This window comes from Candidatus Borrelia undatumii (assembly GCF_020882015.2).
GTDB lineage: Bacteria > Spirochaetota > Spirochaetia > Borreliales > Borreliaceae > Borrelia.
On sequence record NZ_CP086555.2, the window covers coordinates 517,253 to 537,926 of the forward strand.

Here is a 20,674-nt window from a genome sequence, read left to right on the forward strand (position 1 = left end):
TATTATGATAAAAGCTGTAGTATTTGATCTTGATGGGACTCTTTATCCCGAGATTAGCATGAATTTGGTAATGCTGCCTGAATTTTTAAGAAATATTAGGTTTTTTTTGGCTTTTAAGAGGGTAAGAAAGGAAATAAGAGTTTTGCAAAGGGATAAGAGTAATCCTTCTAGTAGAGATAAGTTGATATCTATGCAGATTGAAATGCTTTCTACGTATTTAGGGTTTAGTAAAAGCAGGTGTGAGTTTTTACTAAATAAGATTTACTATGGTGAAGCTTTTGGAAGTAAATTTAAAAGGCTTAGGCCTTATTTTGGTGTTTGTGATTTAATTTATTCTCTTAAAGCTATGGGAATAAAATTAGGAGTAATGTCAGATTTTCCAATTTCTACTCGTGTAAGCAATTTATTAGGAATTAAGGACAGTTTTTGGGATGTTCTTTATTCATCAGAGGATACTGGTTATTTGAAACCAAACAAAATGGCTTTCTTAAGGATTATTGATGAGCTTGGTATGCATAGTAATCACATTTTGTATGTTGGAAATTCTTATGAGTATGATATTTTAGGGGCTGGTGGTGTTTCAATGAGAACTGCGTACTTTTCTCGAAAAATGTTATTGAATAATGTTAAATGTGATTTTATCTTTGGTAAATATAAAGAGTTACAGAAATATATACTTTTGAATATATAGATGGGTAAAATATTTTATGGTAGATTTTGTAACCATTCTGGTTAATCTCTTATTGGTTTTTATAATTTTATTTATCTATAGGCAGTATGATAGGCGTTCAAGGGCTTTAGATAAGATTAAAAAATTTGTCGACATTGCCAAGGATAACCTTGAAGATTTTATTGAAGAGAAGACAAAAGAAATTAGTAATCTTGCCGTTGACATGGAGGCGTATCAGCGTTCTAGCATAGAAATTATAAAAAAGATAGATGAAGTTCAACAAAAAATTAAAAATAAAAGTAATGATTTTGCAGAAGTAGAGAAAAAGATTGCCTATCATGACTCTATGCTTAAAGAGCTAGATGACATGACTCTTAAGGTTCAGGACAACATACAAAGACTTCAGGTTGATGGAAAAATTGTAGATAAACTTTCAAAAACTTTAAAACATTTTAGTACCCAGATTGATTCTATTGATTCCAGACTGAATACGGTTTTTGAAAAATTTGATAAGACGAATAAGGAAAATCTTGAAGCTATTAAGATTGAAAGTTGGGATAAGTTTGATAACACTGTTAAAGAACTTGATTTGAGGATGAGTAGCCTAGACCAGGATCTTATGTCTTATCAGGAGTCTTTGATGATGCTTGAGGAGAGGAAGAGTGAAATTTTGGATAAGGGTAACGATAGGCTTGAGAATGAATTTAAAGAATTCTTATTTAAGATCGAATCTGGTATGGATAGTTATAATAAATCAATGGAAGACTCTTTGAGTGTGTATGAGGATAAGTATAAATCAATAGAAAATTCTGTTGAACTTATACTTGAGAGGGCAAAAACTAAAATTAATGAAAAAGAAGACTTTATTTTAACCAGATTAAACGAAGAGTTACAGGTGAAGTCTGATGAACTATTTATGTATGTCAATGAACGTTCTGTTCAAATGAAAGACAAGCTTGAAGACAAACTTATGCTAATGGATAATGAAATTTCTTCTGTAAGTTCTGTTTTTAAGGATAATGCTTATTCTAGGCTAAATTCTATTGAGGAGACCATCAAGCAGGAAATAAGACAGTATGAAGAGCAAGTTGCGGATACCTTTGATCAATTTAGAGTTCAGATTGAATCTAATGTGGAGGAAGTTTATAAAGAGTATGATAGCAAAATAAATCAGTTTAATAAGGATATAAGAGAGAGAATAGAGTCTAGTCTAGATAATGCTAACTCTAGGATGGAAAGTGTAGAGATAAATGTTAGAACGTTATTAGATGACCTTGAGGGAGATTCTAATAAAATATATTTTGACTTTAAGACTAAAGTGGAAGGGGATATTGATAAATTTAGTGAGAGTATATTTTCAAGAATGAATGATACTGGGGGGGAATTAGAAGCAAAGATTTTAAATATTGAAAGAGACATTCAAGATAAGATACTTAATTTGGGTAATGATTTGTATGCAGATTTTAAAAAGATCAATGATAGGCTTGTTAGTGATTATTCTTACTTGGATGAGAGTATTAATTCAAAGTATGATACCCTCTTTGAATCTTTGAATTTAAAAAGTAGTGAGTTGGAAAATCAACTGGAGAGTAAATATAGGAATATTGCAGACAAACTTGAGTGTGAAATTGATGATTTTACTACTGGGTACAATGAGAAATTTGAAAAAGCTTTTGAAAAGTCAAATATTAATTATCAGTATTTTGATACTGTTAGTAAAAAGCTAGAAGACGATATTAGGTCTTTAAATGATTTATTGAAGAAGGATGTTGACATTTTAAGAGGAAATTTTGAATCTAATTTAGTTAATATTAATGATGATATTAGTAAGGAAATATCTAATTTAAAGAGTAATTATGGAGAGGAGATAGGTGGATTTATTAGTAGAATGGAAACCACCAAGCTGCAGTATGAAGAGTGGCAGAAAGAGGCGGGTTATAATTTAGAAAATATTAAGTCTAATTTGAATAAAGCCAATGAAGAATTTTTAGATTTAATTGAGGTGCAAAGGATAAAGGGAAAGGAACTCAGCGAAAGTATCTTTTGCGAACTCTCAGAACATATACAGAAGAAAGCAATGGATATGCATAGGAATTGGAAAGATGAACTTATCGCCTTAAATAAATCTTTACTAGATATTAAAATCTCAAGTGAAGAGTTGCTTTTATCGGCTTCTTCCAAAGTGGAGTCTTTAGAAAGGGATGTTAATGAAAGGCTTGAATATGTCTCATCAAAGACGGAGGATCTTGAAAGTTCAATATTGGAAAAGTATAAAGAGTTGAAAGATGTGTCGTATGTGAAGGGAAACGATACTTTGTTAGGTATTAAAGAGTTTATTGATAATCAAGCCGAAATGATTCATGATAAGGCCATTATGATGCTTAATGGCCTTAATGAGGGATTTTCTGGTAAAGAAGAGTTGATTAGAAACAAAATGGAAGAGCTTGAATATAGAATGAAAGATTTTAAACTTGAGGGTGAAGATGTTTTGAATAATTTTAGGGCTGATCTTGACTCGTTTATTGAAACTAGGGTGCAGAAGATTTCAGAAATTAAGAACGAGAATCAAAATCAAATAAATAATTTTTTAAGAGCTATATCTGATGACATTTTAAGTAAAAAGGATATGCTTAATGTTGAAATAGATAGTAAGCTTAATGAATGGCAGGGGAAATTAAGCGAAATAGCAGTCAATATTGAGAATGTATTATCCTCAGGAAGGGTTGATATCAATTTAATAGATTCTGAGATATCTCTAAAGATTAGAGAGCTAAAAACTACCATTGAGGGACTTGACAGTTATTACCTTGAAAAGATAGATGAGTTTAGAAATCAGGGCAACGTATATTCGGATGAATTGCTGAATAATATCATTAGTCATTTTGAAGCAGATACTAAGGAAGTAGAAGAAAATCTATCTAAAAAATTTGCTATGGTGCTAGAAAGATCTGAGGAGTTTGTTAAAGAAGTTGACAGTTTGTTGCAAGATAAAAGAACGGATATTACTTCTTTTCAGGCAAATATTGATATTACTCTTGATTCTCTCAGTTCAAGATTTAATGATTTAAATAAGGAGATTAATGAAAAATATAATGAAGTAATACTTAATTCTAGAGGATATTCAGAAGCTCTTTCAAATAAATTGGAGAACGAAATAGTACACGAGATCGAGGATATAAACAAAAAATTAACAGACAAAATAGATGTCCTTAGTAGGAATATGAATGAAAATTTGCAGATTTTTAAATCATCTTTTGATGTGTCAAAGTATCAGGTTGAAAATTTTGAAATCAAGATTAAGGACACAATAGAAAAAGAAGAAACAAGAATTGGCGAATTTTTAAAGGATATTGAACAACAGTATGAGATCAGAAGAGAAGAAGCTGTCGATTATAAGAGAATAATGGATAGTGATATTTTGAGTTTAAAAGAGCAGCTTGCAGAAAGGATTAGTGAACTTAAGGGTAACATTGAGGATAAATCTGAGTTTTTAAATGATCTTTATAGGGAGAGGTTTAAGGTTGTTGAGAATAACCTTGAGGAGAGGTATTCAACGTTCTTAATTGAGAGTGAAGATGCTATTTTGAAGATTAGAGATGAAATATATAAGATACTTACAGATAATGATGAAAACTTAAGAGTAAAAATGTGTGAGATGGATCGTAATTTTGAGATGATAGAAGAAAGGTCAAAGGAGATTTTAGAGCTTGAAGAGAGTTTAAGAAAAAGGATAAGTGAGAATAGCAACACGATAAGCTGTCAATTTGATTTAATTAAGTCAGATATTGAGAAAGAAATGAAAATACAGTTCGAGTCACATATGATGAGGACAACTGTTTCAATTGATGAGGAGATTGCAAAGTATGAGAATGGGATTAATAATAAAATATCTTCTCTGAAGTTGATTGAAAATAGTTTTAAGGATATAGAGAAAGATTTAAAAGATAAAATTAGTAAGTTTTATAGCGAGATAAGTGATAATCTTTATTTAAAGTACACTGAGCTGGAGGGGAAGTACAACAAGAAGCAAGAGCAGATTGAGGGCAAGATAGAGGAGAGGAGTAATTTTGTAGAAGAGATGATATTGAGTAAGTACACTGAGCTGGAGGGGAAGTACAATGAGAAGCAAGAGCAGATTGAGGGCAAGATAGAGGAGGGGAGTAATTTTGTAGAAGAGATGATATTGAGTAAGTACACTGAGCTGGAGGGGAAGTACATTAAGATGCATCTTGACATGGAGGGTAGATTAAACTCGTGCGTTTCTGAATTAGGTGAGGAACTTGCCAATTCAAATACGAGAATGACCAGAGAAATTAGAGAGCAATTGGAAAATCTTGAAGAGCTTAAGTTAAGTTTAAATGATATTGAAAAAGACGTCATAAAACTTAAGGAGGATTCTTATCAAAATGTGTCATCACATCTAAAGATTATTGAGGAGGATTTTTTTGAAGATTTGAGGAAAAGAAATGAAAATTTAAGGATTTCTTTGGAAAGTTTTGTAGAGATGTCAGACCAGAGGATGGAGAATTTAGAAAGAGATATAAACAGGAGTTTGGAAGATAAATCAGCCCTTATGAAAAGGTTTAAGATCGAGGTTGAGCAGGAACTTATACGGAACAAAGAAAATTTTTACTCAGAATTTAGCAAGGAATTTGACACTAGAAGGAGGGATATGGAGAGTAGAATAACTTTGATGGAAACAAATACTGCTAGTCGTATGGATAAATTTATTGAATTGATAGACAATCGTCAAAATAATGTTGACTCTTGGTTTTTAAGGATTAAAGATGATATGAAGGATTGGCAGGAAAATACTTACAAGACTCTTGAAGAGAGAATAAATTTTGCAGAAAAAAATGTAAAAAGGATTGAAGGGGATATTTCCATTATTGAGAATACTGTAAGAGTACTTAAAGATAGTATTGAGCAAAGGACAGAAGAAATTTTTGATAATCTGAAAGAAGATATTAAGAGGTTTAACGACAGCTCCAGCCTTAACTTGAAAAATGTTGCAGATGAATTTAAAGATAGGGTTTTAGATATTGAGAAAATTATTAATTCTAGGGTTGAGTCTATAGATGAGAAAATAAATTTTTATATTGAAAGGGTTAGGGTTCGGGTTGAGAATAAAGTTTTAAGTCAACAAAAAGAAGTTGAAGCTAAAATGGAAGAGGCTAATCAGAGGTTGGAAGACGAATTTAGTTTAATAGCTTCAAGACTTGAGAGAGAGAAGCAGGAAATTGTAGACAAATTTTTAGATAGCAAAGACGACTTTGAATCTCAAGTAAATGTTATAAGAAATGATGTTTTAGAAATTTCTGAGAAATTAAACGAATACAGGGTTGATATTGAGAGAACGATTAGGGATAGTTACAATTCTTTTTCCAGTTCTATAAGAGAGGATTACATTTCATTTGAAAATGAAATTAAGAGTGGTTTTAGCTATTCAGAAGAAGAAATTAAGACTTTAAAAGATAGATTGGGGGTTCAGATTAATCAGATAGAAGCCGACCTTAAGGATACGTATGGGGCAATTTTTAAAAGTATAGATGAGAATGTCTCACAACTTAAGCTGAAGATGTTGGATTATGATAGTGAGCTTGGGCATTTTGTTGATGGGGTTAAAAATGATCTGATTTTATACAAGGCGGGCTTAAAAGAAGAGTTTGAGGATCGATACGCTGCCATAAGCGTTCAAGTTGAAAAATATAAAGAACTTGAAGTTGAGTTGGAAAGGAATAATGATGTTCTTGAAGAGGCTTATTCCCTCAAGGACAAATTGGGAGCTTTATGGAGAACTCTAACAGATGAGATGAAGCTTTTTCAAAACTACAAGAAGGATTTTGAAAAAATTAATAAAGAAATTAGAAGTATTCAGAATCAATCATCAGATATTTTTGGGGTATTTAATGAGTTAAGGGCACAGCAAGCAGATCTTAATGGAATTAAGAAGGATTTTGAGCAATTTCTTGAGTTTTATGCTTCCTTTAAGGATAGATATAAGAAATTTATGGAAACTTATGATGAGATTCAGATTTATAAAACCAGGATTAAGGAAATCAGGGAGGAGCAGAATAATATCCTTGATAATTATGATAGGATCAGTAACAAAGAGAGCATACTAAAGTCTACCATAGAATCTGTTGATAAAAATTTTGATTTAATAGTTGAAATAGAGAACAAAATGCAGATATTAGTTAAAGAGGGTTCAGAATTTCATGAAAGTCTTAGAGAACTAAGAGTGATCATAGCAGAGTTAATGGTGAATAAGAATTTATCACAGGAAGTTTTGGGTAACACTCAAACTCTTACAGAAATGCTGGCAGAGATTGAGAGCAAGTTGGAGCATACTAGGAACATAAGAGAGAAAGTTGCCAAGGCTGAGACTAGACTGGAGAACTTAAATATTGCTGCAGAAGAGAGAATAAAAACCCTTGGAATTCTTGTAAAGACAGAGTCTAGATATAAGGATAATGTTGGGCTTAATAATGAAACCGTTAGAGATTCTGTTATTAAACTTATGAGGCAGGGCTGGAGTGCTTCAGAAATTTCAAGAGCTACCAAATTATCTGTTGGAGAGGTAGAACTTATTTTGGAACTTGGAATTGGTAGTAAAGGTGATGACTAAAAGGATGTTTTTGTGGAAGATAGGTTAGAGAAGACATTAAAAACATTGCATCCTCTTGAGGTAGGGGTAATTTTGCGTTATGGACAGGGTGATAGAATTTCTGCCTTCAGTCTTTCTAGAGACTTATCATATGACGAGGGACAATCAAATAAAGTAATTGAATGGCTTTCTTGTAAGGGTATTATTGGTGAAGTTTTTAGAAAGGTTAATGTGTTTTATTGTTTAACTGAGAAAGGACTTGATGTTTTAAAAAATGGTTTGATTGAGGAGAGAATAATAAATCTTGTATCTAGTAAAAAAGTTTTGATTCCCGACTTGCCCTCAGAATTAGGCGTTGATATTAAGGATGTCGGCAAGGCATTTGGAGGTCTAATTAAAGAAGGGGTGGTATCTTTAGGGCAAGATAAAGAGGTTATTGCTAAAGATCTAGAAAAGTCTGCTAACTATAAAATGGTTAGCAGACTACTTTTAAGAGCTCAAGATGGTGACATATTGGAAGATACCTTGTCGGGTGATGAGTTATTTGTTATTGCCAAAGTATCTAGGAGAAAAGGAGCCAGTGATACCCTATTTAAGGTGAAAGAAAAATTGGATTTAAAGTTTGAGTTTACCAAGTTTGGATTGGAGGTAAGATCTGAGTATGTAAATCGTGAGTTTCCAACGGATCAAATTGTAAAATTAACACCCGAAATTTTAAAGAATGGGTCTTATTTAGGTAAAAAATTTAGAGCGTATGATATTCATGTTTTGTCGAACAGGGCTTTCATTGGACGTGCAAATCCTTATTCTGAGTACATCGCTAGGGTTAAAGATAGACTTGTTGGTCTTGGATTTGAAGAGTTTGATGGCCCTCTAGTGGAGTCAGAATTTTTTAACAATGATGCTCTTTTTATGCCTCAATTTCATCCTGCACGTGATGTAAGGGATGTTTATTATATTAAAGAACCAAGCTCATTAGAACTCCTACCAGAGCCTTTTTTCTTTAATGTTAAATCCGCGCATGAGCATGGGTTTAATACAGGGTCGAGGGGGTGGAGGTATGATTTTAATGATAATATTTCAAAAAGGTTAGTATTAAGAACTCAGGGTACGGTTTTATCAGCAAGGCAGTTAATGAATGCAAAAAATCCTGGCAAATATTTTGGGATTGTTAGGTGTTTTAGATATGACCAAGTTGATGCTACTCATGGAGCCGATTTTTATCAAACAGAAGGGATAGTTATTGGAGATGACGTTAATATTAAGACCTTACTTGGGTTGCTTGAGATTTTTGCTAAAGAACTTGCTGGTGCTACTGAGGTTAAATATGTTCCTGCTTATTTCCCATTTACAGAGCCTTCGATTGAAGTGCATGTTAAACATCCTGTTCTTGGTTGGTTTGAGTTGGGGGGTAGCGGTCTGTTTAGGCCAGAGGTTACAAAACCATTTGGAGTCGATTCGCCCGTTATTGCCTGGGGTATTGGTATTGACAGAATGGCTTTAATGCATTTAGGTTTAAATGATTTAAGGGAGCTTTTTACTCATGATATTGGGAATGTTGTTTTAAGGCGAGGAAGGTAGATGCCTAAGGTTGAAGTTTATAAGAGTATTTTATTAGAAAAAATAGGAAAACATTTAGCAGATAATGAGCTTGAGACTATGCTTGAGATAGCCAAGGCCGAGATTGATGAATTTGATACAGAAAATGATAAGATGAAAATTGAGTTTAATGATACGAACAGACCAGACTTATGGTCAGCTGTAGGACTTGCACGTCAAATTAAAACATACCTTTTTGGTAGTTTACCTTCTTTTAAATTTTTCTCTAAGCCTGATGATTTAAAAAAGTCTTATGGTGAGATTGAAGTTTCTCCCGAAATGATGTCTGGTGTTAGGCCTTTTGTCTTTGGATTTTTGGCTAAGGGGATGGTTTGGAGTGATAAAATGCTTGATACTTTAATTCAGCTGCAGGAAAAACTTTGCCAGAATTATGGACAAAAGCGTAAAAGAGTTGCAATGGGGATGTATTCGGCAGAACTTATTGAGTTTCCAATAAACTATATTGGATGTGACTGTGACTATAAATTTATTCCGCTAGGTATGAAGACCGAGATGTCTATTTCGGAAATCAATGAAAGACATCCTAAAGGAATAGAATATTCTTCAATTCTTAAAGATTGCAATAGATATCCCCTGTTAATAGATAACAAGGGTAAAGTTCTCTCTTATCCTCCAATAATTAATTCTCATGATATTGGAGCTTTAAAAGTAGGCGATACTGATTTATTCATTGAGGTTACAGGGACTAGCCTTGAGGCTGTTTTATTGTCCCTGTCGGTTGTTGCTTGTGATTTATATGATATGGGGTTCGATATTTTACCAATAAAGACAGTTTTTCCCAAGGATACCTTGTTTGGGAAAGAAGTAATTTGTCCCTATTATTTTCAGGATAAGGTGGAAGTTAGCGTTGACAACGTTAATAGGATGCTTGGAAGCAAATTAACCTCAAGTGATATATGTTTTGATCTGAAAAAGTTAGGAGTGCCTGCATACCCTTGTTATGCTAGTGGAGATGATTCTAGGGATATAGGCAAGATTTATATTAATCCCCCTGTTTACAGAAACGATTTTCTTCATGAGGTGGATGCTATTGAAGAGATAATGATAGCAAGAGGACTAGGTAGTTTTAAGCCAGAGCTTCCCAGAATTTTTACCATAGGCGGACTTACTCAGATAGAAGAATTTTCAAGAAAGATTAGATCTTTGATGATTGGTATGGGATTCCAGGAAATGATTTATAACTATCTGGGATCTAGGAAAGATCTTGTTGAAAAGGTGTTCATGCAAGAAGATTGTTTTTTCAGTATTTCTAATCCTATGACAGAAAATTATGAGTATGTTAGAGCCTCTATAATTCCTGATTTGCTTAAGTCTGAAAGCGTTAGTTCTAATTTTCCTTACCCACATAAAATTTTTGAAATTGGTAAGGTTGCTTTAAGGGAATCAAGTACTCACGATGGCACTACTACTTATGATAATTTGGGTTTTCTGATGGCAGATAAAAATTTTACATTTAATGAAATTAGCTCTTTGGTTGCATCTTTTTTTTATTACTTAAATATCGAATTTAAACTGGAGGAATCGAAGGCAAGACTTTATATAAGTGGAAGAGGGGCTAATATTTTGGCAGGTGATTTTTGTGTGGGCAATTTTGGTGAGGTGTCTCCTTATGTGTTGGGTAATTTTGGGATTACTGTTCCATGTTCTGTGTTGGAGATTAACCTCAGCAAGCTTTTAAAATCGGGTTTTAATATTTGATGACATGTGTTGTTTTACGTTAAATAGTTGTTAGTGGTATCTTGAGATTTACAAAGGGGTTAAAAGATTTATGTTAAAGTTTGAATCACTTGATATAAAAAAACGGTCTGTTGAAGAGAATTTGAGAATAGAGATGGATTCTCTTGAAGATGTAATAATTGTTGGATCAGGTCCGGCTGGGCTTACAGCTGGAATTTACACTGTCATGAGCGGATATAAAACGGTTGTTTTGGAAGGCCCTGAACCTGGAGGACAGCTTACAACAACAACAGAGGTATATAATTATCCAGGATTTAGAAATGGTATAAATGGAAGAGAATTGATGTTGAATATGAGGGATCAGGTGGTTAATTTGGGGGCCACTACTTATCCTGAGACTGTAAGATTTATAGAGAAGAGAGATAATGTTTTTTATCTCTCTTCTGATAATCATGTTTATAAAAGTAGGGCTGTTGTTATTGCAGTAGGATCAGCCCCTAAAAAGCTTAACAAACTTAAGAATTCAGATTTATTTTGGAACAGGGGTATTTCTGTTTGTGCAATTTGTGATGGACATCTTTTTAAGGGGAAAAATGTAGCAGTAATTGGTGGGGGCGATACAGCAATTACAGAGGCTATTTATTTGAGTAAATTAACTCCAAAAGTATATGTTATTGTTAGGAAAGGTTATTTAAGAGCTGTTGCTATGCTGAGGGAAAATGTTGCGAGTCTATCTAATGTCGAAATTTTATACAATTGTGAGGCCGTAGAGGTTAATGGAGAGGATTCTGTATCTGGAGTAAAAATTTTAAACAATAAAGATAATTCTATTTTTCAACTAAGTGTGGGTGGGTTGTTTATGGCTATTGGGTACAGACCGAACACAGAGTTTTTGAAAGGATTTTTAGAACTTGATGAGGATGGGTATATCTTGACACAAGATTGTGTTAAAACAAGTGTCGAGGGTGTATTTTCCTGTGGGGATGTTAGCAATAAGCTTTATGCTCAGGCTATTACAGCAGCTGCTGAAGGGTTTATAGCTTCTGTTGAACTTGGAAAATTTTTAGGTTGATTATGAAAATTCCGTATTTAATAATAAGATCTATCATGTATCGTTTAACAGGTTTTTAATCTTTTATACAGATGCCTTTCTAGTCTCACAGATCCAGATCTTCTTGTTTGATGCTTTATGGGAGCTAGAGCTTCGTTTTGTTAGGTGGGTTCTTATGTGTTCCAAGGGTGATGAGTACTCTAAAGTAGATTAAGTTGTCTTTTGATTTCAAATATTAAAATTCCTGTTGAAACAGATACGTTTAATGAGTCTATTTTACCACTGGTTGGAATTTTGACTAAAAAATCGGAATTTTCTTTCGTAAGCTTGTGTATCCCTCTACCTTCATTTCCCATGATTAGTGCAATTTTTGTGTCATTGATTTTAATGTTGTTTATTTCCTTTCCTTTGGTGTCACTAGCATATATCCAAAATCCGTTTTCTTTTAAAAGTTTTACTGTACTGTTTATGTTTGGGATTGCTATTTTATTAACATATTGACTTGCCCCAGAGCTAGTGCGCAGGATGGTTGAGTTATTTTTGGCACAGTGCCTCTGACTAGTAATTACAAGATCAATACCAAATTGTTCTGAAGTCCTAAGAATTGCGCCAAGGTTTTGAGGATCTTCAATCCCGTCCAGTATTAAGATAAACGCATCACTTTTTTGTTTAAATTCTTTTAAAGATTCCTCTAAACTCTTCTTGCTAGTGTTCATATTTTGGAATATTAAGTTATCCAATCGCAGAGCAAACCCCCTGTGAGAGCTGCTTCCAATTATTCTAGAAACATCACTGACTTTGATCACCCTTACATCGTGTTTTCTAGCCAATTCTTCAATATTCCTGATTTTTGGACTTACCTTTGAAACATATAACTCAAATCCTTTGTTGTTTTTTATACTTTCAATTACAGAGTTGGTGTGTGTAATATACATATCAGACTTTACTTAAATCTACCACCTCGCTATCTTTTATTTCTTGACTTAAAGCCTCCAGTAAACTAGTGGAATTTTGATTTAGATTCTTAGGAATTTTGATCCTAGTAACCAAAATGAGATTTCCGAATTTTTCTGTCTGTAATATTGGCATTCCCTCATTCTTAATAATGATTTGTTCATTATTTTCTATTCCTTTTGGAATTTTAATCTTGATCTTCTTATCGGATATTGTTTTTATTTTTATTTCCTTACCAAGCGCTGCCTGAGTGATACTTATTGGCAGAGCTGCATATAGATCTCTTCCGTTTCTTTTAAAAATTTTATGGGGTCTTATTGATACTCTTACATAAAGATCACCATATTTTTTGTTGTCAGGGTTTATGCTTCCTTTTTCTCTCATTTTTATTTGTTGCGAATCGTCAATTCCTGGTGGAATATTGAGTGCAATTGTCTCCTGACTTGTAAAGCTTCCTCTCCCTTTACATGATCTGCATGGATTTGATATTATTTTCCCGTTTCCATGACATTTTGGACATGTTGTCGTTACTCTAAAAAACCCTCCTCCTTGCATCACACGTCCACTACCATTGCACATGTTGCATATTGAAGGACTTGTTCCCTTTTCAGATTTTTTCCCAAGGCAGGATTCGCACAGTTTTTCTCTTGTGATATTAATGTTGTTTTTGTAGCCAAAGTAAGCATCTTCGAGTGATATCTCTATTTGGCATGGTATGTCTTTGCCCTTTGTGCTCTGTCTTTGATTCTCTTGTCCGCGTCCTCCGGTGAAAAATGAATCAAAAATGTCTCCAAAATCTTCAAAAATGTCTGAGAACCCACTAAATCCACCAGAAAATCCACTAAACCCGGAACCACCTTCAAAAGCCGTGTGTCCAAACCTATCATATTGAGCACGCTTATTATCATCCCCCAAAACCTCGTAAGCCTCGGTGGCTTCCTTAAAGCGAGTCTCAGCCTCCTTATTACCCTGATTTTTATCAGGATGGTATTTGATTGCTATTTTTCTATATGCTTTCTTGATTTCATCTTTTGAGGCTCCTTTTGAGAGCCCCAAAATTTCATAATAATCCTTTTTCACTACCCCTTATCCTCATCGACAACTTCGTAATCAGCTTCCTTGCTTTCACCACTTGCATTGTTTTGAGTATTGTCTTGACTTGACGCATTAGCTTGAGCATCCTTATACATCACCTCAGCTATTTTATATGAAGCTTGTTGAAGTTCTTCTGTTTTTGATTTGATTAAAGATACATCAGTCCCTTCCAGTGCGTCCTTAAGCTCCTTAATTTTACTTTCAATAGTCTGTTTGTCCTGGCTTGTGATTTTATCGCCATGTTCTTTAAGAGATTTTTCTGTTTGATAAATCAAGGAATTGCCAGTATTTTTCGCCTCTATGTCTTCTTTTAGTCTTTTATCTTCCTCAGCATGAGCCTCCGCATCTTTAACCATCCTTTCAATTTCATCTTCAGATAGACCTGATGAAGATTCAATTCTAATCTTTTGCTCTTTTCCAGTTCCCATATCTTTAGCAGAAACATGGACTATTCCATTGGCGTCAATGTCAAAGCTGACTTCAATTTGTGGAACTCCTCTTGGTGCTGCTGGTATTCCGTCAAGAATGAAATTGCCAAGCACTCTATTTTGAGCTGCCATTTCACGCTCTCCCTGTAGAACTTTAATATCTACGGAAGTCTGATTGTCAGCTGCTGTTGAGAATACCTGACTTTTCTTCGTAGGAATTGTAGTATTTCTTTCAATTAATTTTGTCATGACCCCACCAAGAGTCTCAATTCCTAGGGAGAGGGGTGTAACATCAAGTAGAACCATGTCTTTAGTTTCTCCTGTTAAAATCCCACCCTGAATAGCAGCTCCTATGGCAACAGCTTCATCAGGATTTACCCCTTTGTTTGGTTCTTGCCCAAATATTTCTTTTACAATTTTTTGAATAGCTGGTATTCTTGTAGATCCCCCAACTAGTATTACCTCATTTATATCAGAAGCCTTAAGACCAGCATCTTTAATAGCCTTAAGACACGGTTCCTTTGTTTTTTGAACCAAGTGATCTACCATCTGTTCAAATTTTGCCCTTGTTAAAGTGTATTGTAGGTGTTTAGGGCCATTTGCATCCGCTGTAATAAATGGAAGATTAATTGATGCTTCCTGAGCGCCAGAGAGTTCTATTTTTGCCTTCTCAGAAGCTTCTTTAAGTCTTTGAAGTGCCATTTTATCATTTGACAGATCAATAGCACTATCTCTTTTAAACTCTGTAATCAAGTGTTTAATGATTTCATCATCAAAATTGTCTCCACCAAGATGAGTGTCACCATTTGTTGATTTAACTTCAAAAACACCATCCCCGAGTTCAAGTATTGAGATATCAAAGGTTCCCCCACCAAGGTCATAAACAGCAACTATTTCCTCATGCTTTTTTTCAATTCCATAAGCAAGAGCTGCAGCTGTAGGTTCATTAACAATCCTTTTAACATCAAGTCCTGCGATCTTGCCGGCATCTTTTGTTGCCTGCCTTTGTGCATCGTTAAAGTAAGCAGGCACTGTAATTACAGCCTCCGTAACGGCCTCTCCCAAATAAGCCTCTGCTGTTTCTTTCATTTTTGTAAGAGTTGCAGCAGATATTTCCGGAGGTGACATTTGTTTCTTTATGTTGGAAATATTTACACGAGCATCTCCGTTTTGACCCTTTTCTACTTTATAAGGAACCATCTTGATTTCACTTGCAACTTCTTCAAACCTTCTTCCCATGAATCTTTTTATTGAATATATGGTATTTTCAGGGTTTGTAACCATTTGGTTCTTTGCAACTTGCCCCACAAGTCTTTCTCCCTTGTTTGTGTAGGCCACAATTGACGGTGTGGTTCTTCCTCCTTCTGAATTTTGTATCACGACAGGTTTTCCGTGTTCCATTATGGCAACACATGAATTTGTTGTTCCCAAGTCAATTCCTATAATTTTTCCCATACATAACCTCCTTTTATTTTTATGTTAGTTCTTGCTTTGTGCGACTTTAACCTTCGCAGTTCTTAATATGCGATTATTGTAGCAATACCCTTTTTGGTACACTTCCACTATTTCTGGGACTTTAAGATCTTCTTTTTCTTCTATACCCAGCGCCTCATGTTGACTTGGATCAAAAATATCACCAAGATTTCCAAATTTCTTCAGGTTATATTTTTTGTCAAAACTAGAGAGTATTTCGTTTTCAATCATGCTAATGCCTGACAGTAAAGTATCAAAATCCTTTGATTTTTGTGATGAATCTATTGCTCTTTCCAGGTTGTCAAGAAAGTTAACTATGTCTTTCATTATGTTTTCGTTTGCAAATTTAATGAAATTATCCTTATCCTTTTCAAGTCTTTTTCTGAAGTTTTCAAATTCCGCTTGTTTCCTTAAATACAGATCCTTCATATTCGAAATTTCACTTTCTAGTTCGGCAATTTTCTTCTCCATACTGAAGCTATCTTTCCCTGGGAGCATACTATTTTCTTGTTCTTTAGTCTTCTCAGATTCTTCATCTTTTTTCTTTTCTTCCATTTTAGCCTCCTTCCGTAGAGTATTCTATCTTTAAAAAAAATGTTTTACAAATTTTTTTGAAGAAGAATTTGCGATAAGTTTGGTTCGTTTTGATTACCTTTAAAAGAATGAATTTTGACTATTCAGTTGTATTAGTATAATATTTACACATATTTTAAAGTTGGAAAATTTTTATGTGTATTTTTTTGTCAAAAAATATTTATTCCTTTATTTAAAAGCGAGGCACCTAATTTGCTAAATGCCTTTGGAGGATTTTATGAGTATTTATGATTTTAGGGTAAGGCTTGCATCTGGTCCTGAGATTTCCATTTCAGATTATATGCGCAAGGTATTACTTATTGTGAATGTGGCAAGTAATTGCAGTTATACAAGTCAATATCAAGATCTTGAAATGCTTTACAGGATATATAAGAGGAAGGGGCTTTTCATATTAGGATTTCCTTGCAACCAGTTTGGTTTACAGGAGCCTGGGGCAAATGAGGAGATTTTAAGATTTTGTCAGACAATTTATAACGTCTCATTTCCGATTTTTTCTAAAATTGAAGTTAATGGTGAGAATGCGCATCCCCTATATAAGTATTTAACAGAAAAGTCTCCTCAAGCGTTTAAAGGAGATATTCGCTGGAATTTTACTAAGTTTTTAGTCAACAGAGAAGGTGAGATAGTGGGTAGGTATGATTCTAGGGTTACTCCAATGAGTATCAAGGGTAAAATTGAAAGATTATTGAATTTGAGGTAGCTCTTGTTGTAATTTTTGATATTATTGCTTATGATTTAGCTTGTGAGAATATGCATAGCTCAGACGAGGCACAGGGTTTCTGGGCTTAATGAGACCTTAGATGAATTTAAAAAAAAGTGTGAGTATGCCTTACAAAATAATGTTGACATCGTGGTTTTTCCTTTTTTGTTTGTCGGTCATGTTGGATATGAAAATTTATTAAATAGACCAGAATTTTTGAAAATAAATCTTGATTGTATTAATTTTATAAAAAATCAAACTGACAATAGGCTGTGTGTTGTATTTGGGCATTATGATCTTTGTGGGGGAGAGATAGTAGACTGTGTGTCTGTAGTAAGCGGTAATGAATTTGTTTTGACAACCAGAGAAGTCAATGTTCCAGTTTTATTTAAATACAGGGAGCAATGTATTGCCGTCTTGAATTTTGAGGATCGTCTTTTATTTAAGGAGATTGGAGATGGGCTTAGGACTTGTTTAGGGGAATCTCAATATCTCTTGATTCCATCAAAATCTTGTTTTACTAGAGAAAAAAATAATTTAAGACTTTCTTTTTTTGAAAGAGTGGCTATTGAGAATGATATGGAAGTTGCTTATGCTAATTTATATGGTGTTCATGATTCCGTTGTGTTTGATGGCCTGAGTTTTTTTATTAACAAACACGGAAAGCTAATTCAAGCTAGAGAGTTTGAAGAAGATACTTTATTGAATGAAGGATTTCATGTGTTGAAATTTGATTCTTCTTTTGTAATGCTTGATAGGATGATCTCAGCGTTGGTAACTGCTTTAAGGGAATATGTTTGCCTTGCTGGGTTTGATAGAGTTCATTTGGGTATTTCGGGAGGCATTGATTCTGCTGTTGTCGCTTATCTTGCGTGTTATGCTTTAGGTTCGGATAAAGTTATTGGCATTTCTATGCCTAGTAGATTTTCATCGGATGGGTCTGTTTCTGACGCAAAAGAGCTGGCTAGGGGATTAGGATTTGGGTTGATTAACATGCCCATTGAGGTGGTGTTTTCAACCACTTTGGAATTTTTGAGTGCATATTTTAATACAGAGGGAATTACTGAGGAGAATTTGCAGGCAAGGCTTAGAGGCCTTCTTTTAATGTCTTATAGCAATGCAAATCGTTCTTTGCTTCTAAATACCGGCAATAAAAGTGAAGTTGCTGTTGGTTATTGCACGCTTTATGGCGACTCTTGTGGGGGAATTGCCTTGATTGGGGATTTGTTTAAAGGCGATGTATATGAACTTGCAAAACATATTAATTTAAAAGAGGGTAGAGACGTTATCCCTATTAATATTATTTTAAAAGAGCCTTCTGCTGAGTTAAGGCCTGAGCAAAAAGATAGCGATTCTATTCCCAGATATGAAGTTCTTGATGAGATATTGACTAGATATTTAATTGAAAATGAACCTTTGGATTTGCTGTATGAAGCTTTTGGAAAAGAATTAGTCACGAAAGTATTAGACCTTTATTCTGGTAGTGAGTATAAGAGGAGGCAAGGCGCTATGGTAGTTAAAGTTTCTAGGAGTACTTTTGGTAATGATATTCTGCTGCCTGTTTCAGGTGTTGAATTAGCGATAGATGGATAATGCTGGTATTGTTAGTATATTAAATGAATTTAACTTGAAGTTAGAAAAGATTTTTTTGCTGATCAATACTTACTCTTATGAGCTTTATAAAGAAACTCCCAGATATTTTTATGATGATATTACAGATTATCTTGAATTAACTCTGGAAGCATCGAATAAGTTTAAAGAAGAGCTTGAAGCTTCTGAAGAGTTAAAAATAGGTAAATTTCTTATTAAAAGCATGAAGTGTGATTTAATCTCCTATCTGTATTTGTCTTTAGAGTTGATAAACAATTCTATGAGTTATGGTGGGGTTAAAGACGCTGGGCTTGCTTTTTTGAAGGCTATTTCTTTTAAGATTTCATCGATAATATCTTCTACGGAGATTGAACTTGAAAATTTGGCTCTCTCTCTTAAATATAAGGAACTGCAAGTTTTAGATAAGGATAGGCATAAGATATTAATTTTTTCTGGAGATAAAACTTACAATGAGGAAATTACATCGTATTTCAACATGAAATACGATGTAATTTCTGTAAATTCTGTAGATTTTTTCAATAAAGAGCTTTGTAATGATTTTTATGATTTAATCATTCTTGATTTTTTATCAGACAGAGATGTACAGGTAATTTTAAATTTACTTAAAGAAATTAAAAAAAATAGTCTTTATGAAAAGATTCCAGTCATTATTGTTTCCAATATAATTAGAAGAGATATTGTTAAAATTTTTATTGAAGAGAAAGTGGATGATTATTTTTTCAAAAGTTTAGATTTGTTAGTTCTGGAGGCTAGGATAAGCAGTTTTATTGAGAAGAAAAAGGACGTAGAACAGGGTCAGAAATATTTAGATCTTATACTTAAAAGCAGAGAATATCTTGAGAGTGGGTTAATTGAGGCTGGGAACTATATTGAAAATTTATTGCCTGATAAGGTACAAAACGAGTTTTTTAGCACTAATTGGATTTTTATTCCTTCAGAGAGAATTGGAGGTGACTTCTTTAACTACTATTTTGTTAGTGATGACGAACTAGTAATTTATTTAATAGATATTTCAGGACATGGGGTAGGTTCTACACTTTTATCCTTAAGTGTTGCAAGCGTTATTAATTCTTATGTTATGAATAATGATGATATTAGTCCTTCTAGGGTTTTAGGATACATTAACAGTTATTTTGTTAAGTTTAGGAGTGATATGTTTATTACGTTATGGTATGGTGTGTTGAACGTAAAGACAAAGTATTTAAAGTTTGCAGCAGCAGGAGCACCTCCCGCTATTGTTTTAAGCCATGGTAATAGTATTTGCCTTCATTCAAGGGGGATGATTCTTGGAATTGAAGAGATATATTCTTGTCAAGAAAGTGAGTTTTTATTAAATAAAAATTCGCATCTCCTACTATTCAGTGATGGTGTTTATGAAATTGAGAATAAGAGAAACTTAATAATGTCCATGGATGACTTTCATACAATAATCAAAGAGAATTCGCGTTGTTTAGATGATTTTATTTTAATGAGCATTTATAAGAGCATGCTGAGCCTGTCTAAGTATAATAAATTTAGGGATGATTTTTCCGTTTTAGAATTTATTATCAACTAGTAGCTAAAATAGGAAAGAGGGGTTTTTCCATCCAAGCGCCTTTTGAAACGGTATTGATTAATTTTCTAGAACTTCTAAATCGACGGTATAAGTTTACCTTTTTTTGATTTCTCGTTTATTCTCTTGCTTTCTAGATTGTTTGTCTTTGTTCGTGCTCAATCCGGTAAGAGATTTTAATAGTTTATTTAGTGTCCAAGTAGAAAACTTTATGTAAAGTATTTTGAAAGGATTTTTTGTATTTTTGAGTAGTATCTTGAGGGATTCCAGGTTCATTATAGTTATTATCTCTCTTAAAATTTTAGGAAGGTTATTGAAAATTTTAGAACCGACTCTATGCCCCTCCATAATAAAATTTTGAAGCATCGTTTGATCTTTTTTTTGTAATCTTCTCATATACAGCTTCAGTATTCTCTCCTGTGTTCTCATTATTTCTGAATTTATTTGTTCCTGTTTCTTTGATATTTTTTTATTCGATTCAATAATTGGTTTTCTGGGGAGAGATTTATACGGATTCGTGCCTGGGATGTGATTTTTTGTAATTTTCATTTACATTTACTCCTGTTTAAATAAGCTAGACCTGGTTAATTTTATTAGGTTTTTTGCTTTTATACAACTGACAAACTGACATTGATATTTTGA

General features: G+C 33.6%; 13 protein-coding genes. 8 read left to right on the forward strand and 5 right to left on the reverse strand.

Annotated elements, in window-relative coordinates; genetic code table 11:
- The first annotated feature begins 4 nt into the window (after window positions 1–4).
- From LKV13_RS02575 to trxB, 5 genes are all read left to right on the forward strand, one after another.
- Window positions 5–691, forward strand: coding sequence for an HAD family hydrolase (locus LKV13_RS02575; protein WP_229089041.1), 687 nt, complete (start codon window positions 5–7; stop codon window positions 689–691).
- Between the two features lie 16 nt (window positions 692–707).
- Window positions 708–7,298, forward strand: a complete 6,591-nt coding sequence (locus tag LKV13_RS02580; RefSeq protein ID WP_229089042.1) for a SpiroCoCo family coiled-coil protein — start codon at window positions 708–710, stop codon at window positions 7,296–7,298.
- A gap of 12 nt (window positions 7,299–7,310) precedes the next feature.
- A complete protein-coding gene (pheS, locus tag LKV13_RS02585; RefSeq protein ID WP_229089043.1) occupies window positions 7,311–8,858 on the forward strand; it encodes a phenylalanine--tRNA ligase subunit alpha in 1,548 nt (515 codons plus the stop codon).
- A complete protein-coding gene (pheT, locus tag LKV13_RS02590) occupies window positions 8,859–10,595 on the forward strand; it encodes a phenylalanine--tRNA ligase subunit beta (RefSeq protein WP_229089044.1) in 1,737 nt (578 codons plus the stop codon).
- Window positions 10,596–10,665: 70 nt separating this feature from the next.
- Window positions 10,666–11,646 carry a thioredoxin-disulfide reductase gene (gene trxB / locus LKV13_RS02595; RefSeq protein WP_229089045.1) on the forward strand — a complete coding sequence of 327 codons (981 nt, stop codon included), beginning with the start codon at window positions 10,666–10,668 and terminating at the stop codon, window positions 11,644–11,646.
- A gap of 179 nt (window positions 11,647–11,825) precedes the next feature.
- Here the strand turns inward: trxB and rlmB are convergent, their stop codons facing one another.
- The 4 genes from rlmB to LKV13_RS02615 are packed head-to-tail and all read right to left on the reverse strand — an operon-like array spanning window position 11,826 to window position 16,130.
- Window positions 11,826–12,560 (reverse strand): 23S rRNA (guanosine(2251)-2'-O)-methyltransferase RlmB, encoded by a 735-nt coding sequence (gene rlmB, locus LKV13_RS02600; protein WP_229089046.1) that lies wholly within the window; start codon window positions 12,558–12,560, stop codon window positions 11,826–11,828.
- 1 nt (window position 12,561) lies between these two features.
- Window positions 12,562–13,659, reverse strand: coding sequence for a molecular chaperone DnaJ (gene dnaJ, locus LKV13_RS02605; protein WP_229089047.1), 1,098 nt, complete (start codon window positions 13,657–13,659; stop codon window positions 12,562–12,564).
- Window positions 13,659–15,557, reverse strand: a complete 1,899-nt coding sequence (dnaK, locus tag LKV13_RS02610; protein ID WP_229089048.1) for a molecular chaperone DnaK — start codon at window positions 15,555–15,557, stop codon at window positions 13,659–13,661. The genes dnaJ and dnaK overlap by 1 nt, the downstream gene beginning before the upstream one ends.
- Window positions 15,558–15,581: 24 nt before the next feature.
- Window positions 15,582–16,130: a nucleotide exchange factor GrpE gene (locus tag LKV13_RS02615; protein ID WP_229089049.1), complete on the reverse strand. Its 549-nt coding sequence runs from the start codon at window positions 16,128–16,130 to the stop codon at window positions 15,582–15,584.
- 256 nt (window positions 16,131–16,386) lie between these two features.
- Between LKV13_RS02615 and LKV13_RS02620 the strand changes: the two genes are divergently transcribed.
- From LKV13_RS02620 to LKV13_RS02630, 3 genes are read left to right on the forward strand one after another with little or no spacing between them, the layout of a single operon-like run.
- Complete coding sequence (locus tag LKV13_RS02620; RefSeq protein WP_229089050.1) at window positions 16,387–16,869, forward strand: glutathione peroxidase; 483 nt, start codon at window positions 16,387–16,389, stop codon at window positions 16,867–16,869.
- 42 nt (window positions 16,870–16,911) lie between these two features.
- A complete protein-coding gene (gene nadE / locus LKV13_RS02625; RefSeq protein ID WP_229089051.1) occupies window positions 16,912–18,462 on the forward strand; it encodes an NAD(+) synthase in 1,551 nt (516 codons plus the stop codon).
- Window positions 18,455–20,035, forward strand: coding sequence for a SpoIIE family protein phosphatase (locus tag LKV13_RS02630; RefSeq protein WP_229089052.1), 1,581 nt, complete (start codon window positions 18,455–18,457; stop codon window positions 20,033–20,035). The genes nadE and LKV13_RS02630 overlap by 8 nt, the downstream gene beginning before the upstream one ends.
- 93 nt (window positions 20,036–20,128) lie before the next feature.
- Here the strand turns inward: LKV13_RS02630 and LKV13_RS02635 are convergent, their stop codons facing one another.
- Window positions 20,129–20,581 (reverse strand): hypothetical protein, encoded by a 453-nt coding sequence (locus tag LKV13_RS02635; RefSeq protein WP_229089053.1) that lies wholly within the window; start codon window positions 20,579–20,581, stop codon window positions 20,129–20,131.
- Between the last annotated feature and the right edge of the window lie 93 nt (window positions 20,582–20,674).

Excerpts from the sequence above, each read along its gene's own strand:
- LKV13_RS02575 (WP_229089041.1), top strand. The coding sequence starts at position 5 with ATGATAAAAGCTGTAGTATTTGATCTTGATGGGACTCTTTATCCCGAG.
- LKV13_RS02580 (WP_229089042.1), top strand. The coding sequence starts at position 708 with ATGGTAGATTTTGTAACCATTCTGGTTAATCTCTTATTGGTTTTTATA.
- pheT (WP_229089044.1), top strand. The coding sequence starts at position 8,859 with ATGCCTAAGGTTGAAGTTTATAAGAGTATTTTATTAGAAAAAATAGGA.
- trxB (WP_229089045.1), top strand. The coding sequence starts at position 10,666 with ATGTTAAAGTTTGAATCACTTGATATAAAAAAACGGTCTGTTGAAGAG.
- rlmB (WP_229089046.1), bottom strand. The coding sequence starts at position 12,560 with ATGTATATTACACACACCAACTCTGTAATTGAAAGTATAAAAAACAAC.
- dnaK (WP_229089048.1), bottom strand. The coding sequence starts at position 15,557 with ATGGGAAAAATTATAGGAATTGACTTGGGAACAACAAATTCATGTGTT.
- LKV13_RS02615 (WP_229089049.1), bottom strand. The coding sequence starts at position 16,130 with ATGGAAGAAAAGAAAAAAGATGAAGAATCTGAGAAGACTAAAGAACAA.
- LKV13_RS02620 (WP_229089050.1), top strand. The coding sequence starts at position 16,387 with ATGAGTATTTATGATTTTAGGGTAAGGCTTGCATCTGGTCCTGAGATT.
- LKV13_RS02630 (WP_229089052.1), top strand. The coding sequence starts at position 18,455 with ATGGATAATGCTGGTATTGTTAGTATATTAAATGAATTTAACTTGAAG.
- LKV13_RS02635 (WP_229089053.1), bottom strand. The coding sequence starts at position 20,581 with ATGAAAATTACAAAAAATCACATCCCAGGCACGAATCCGTATAAATCT.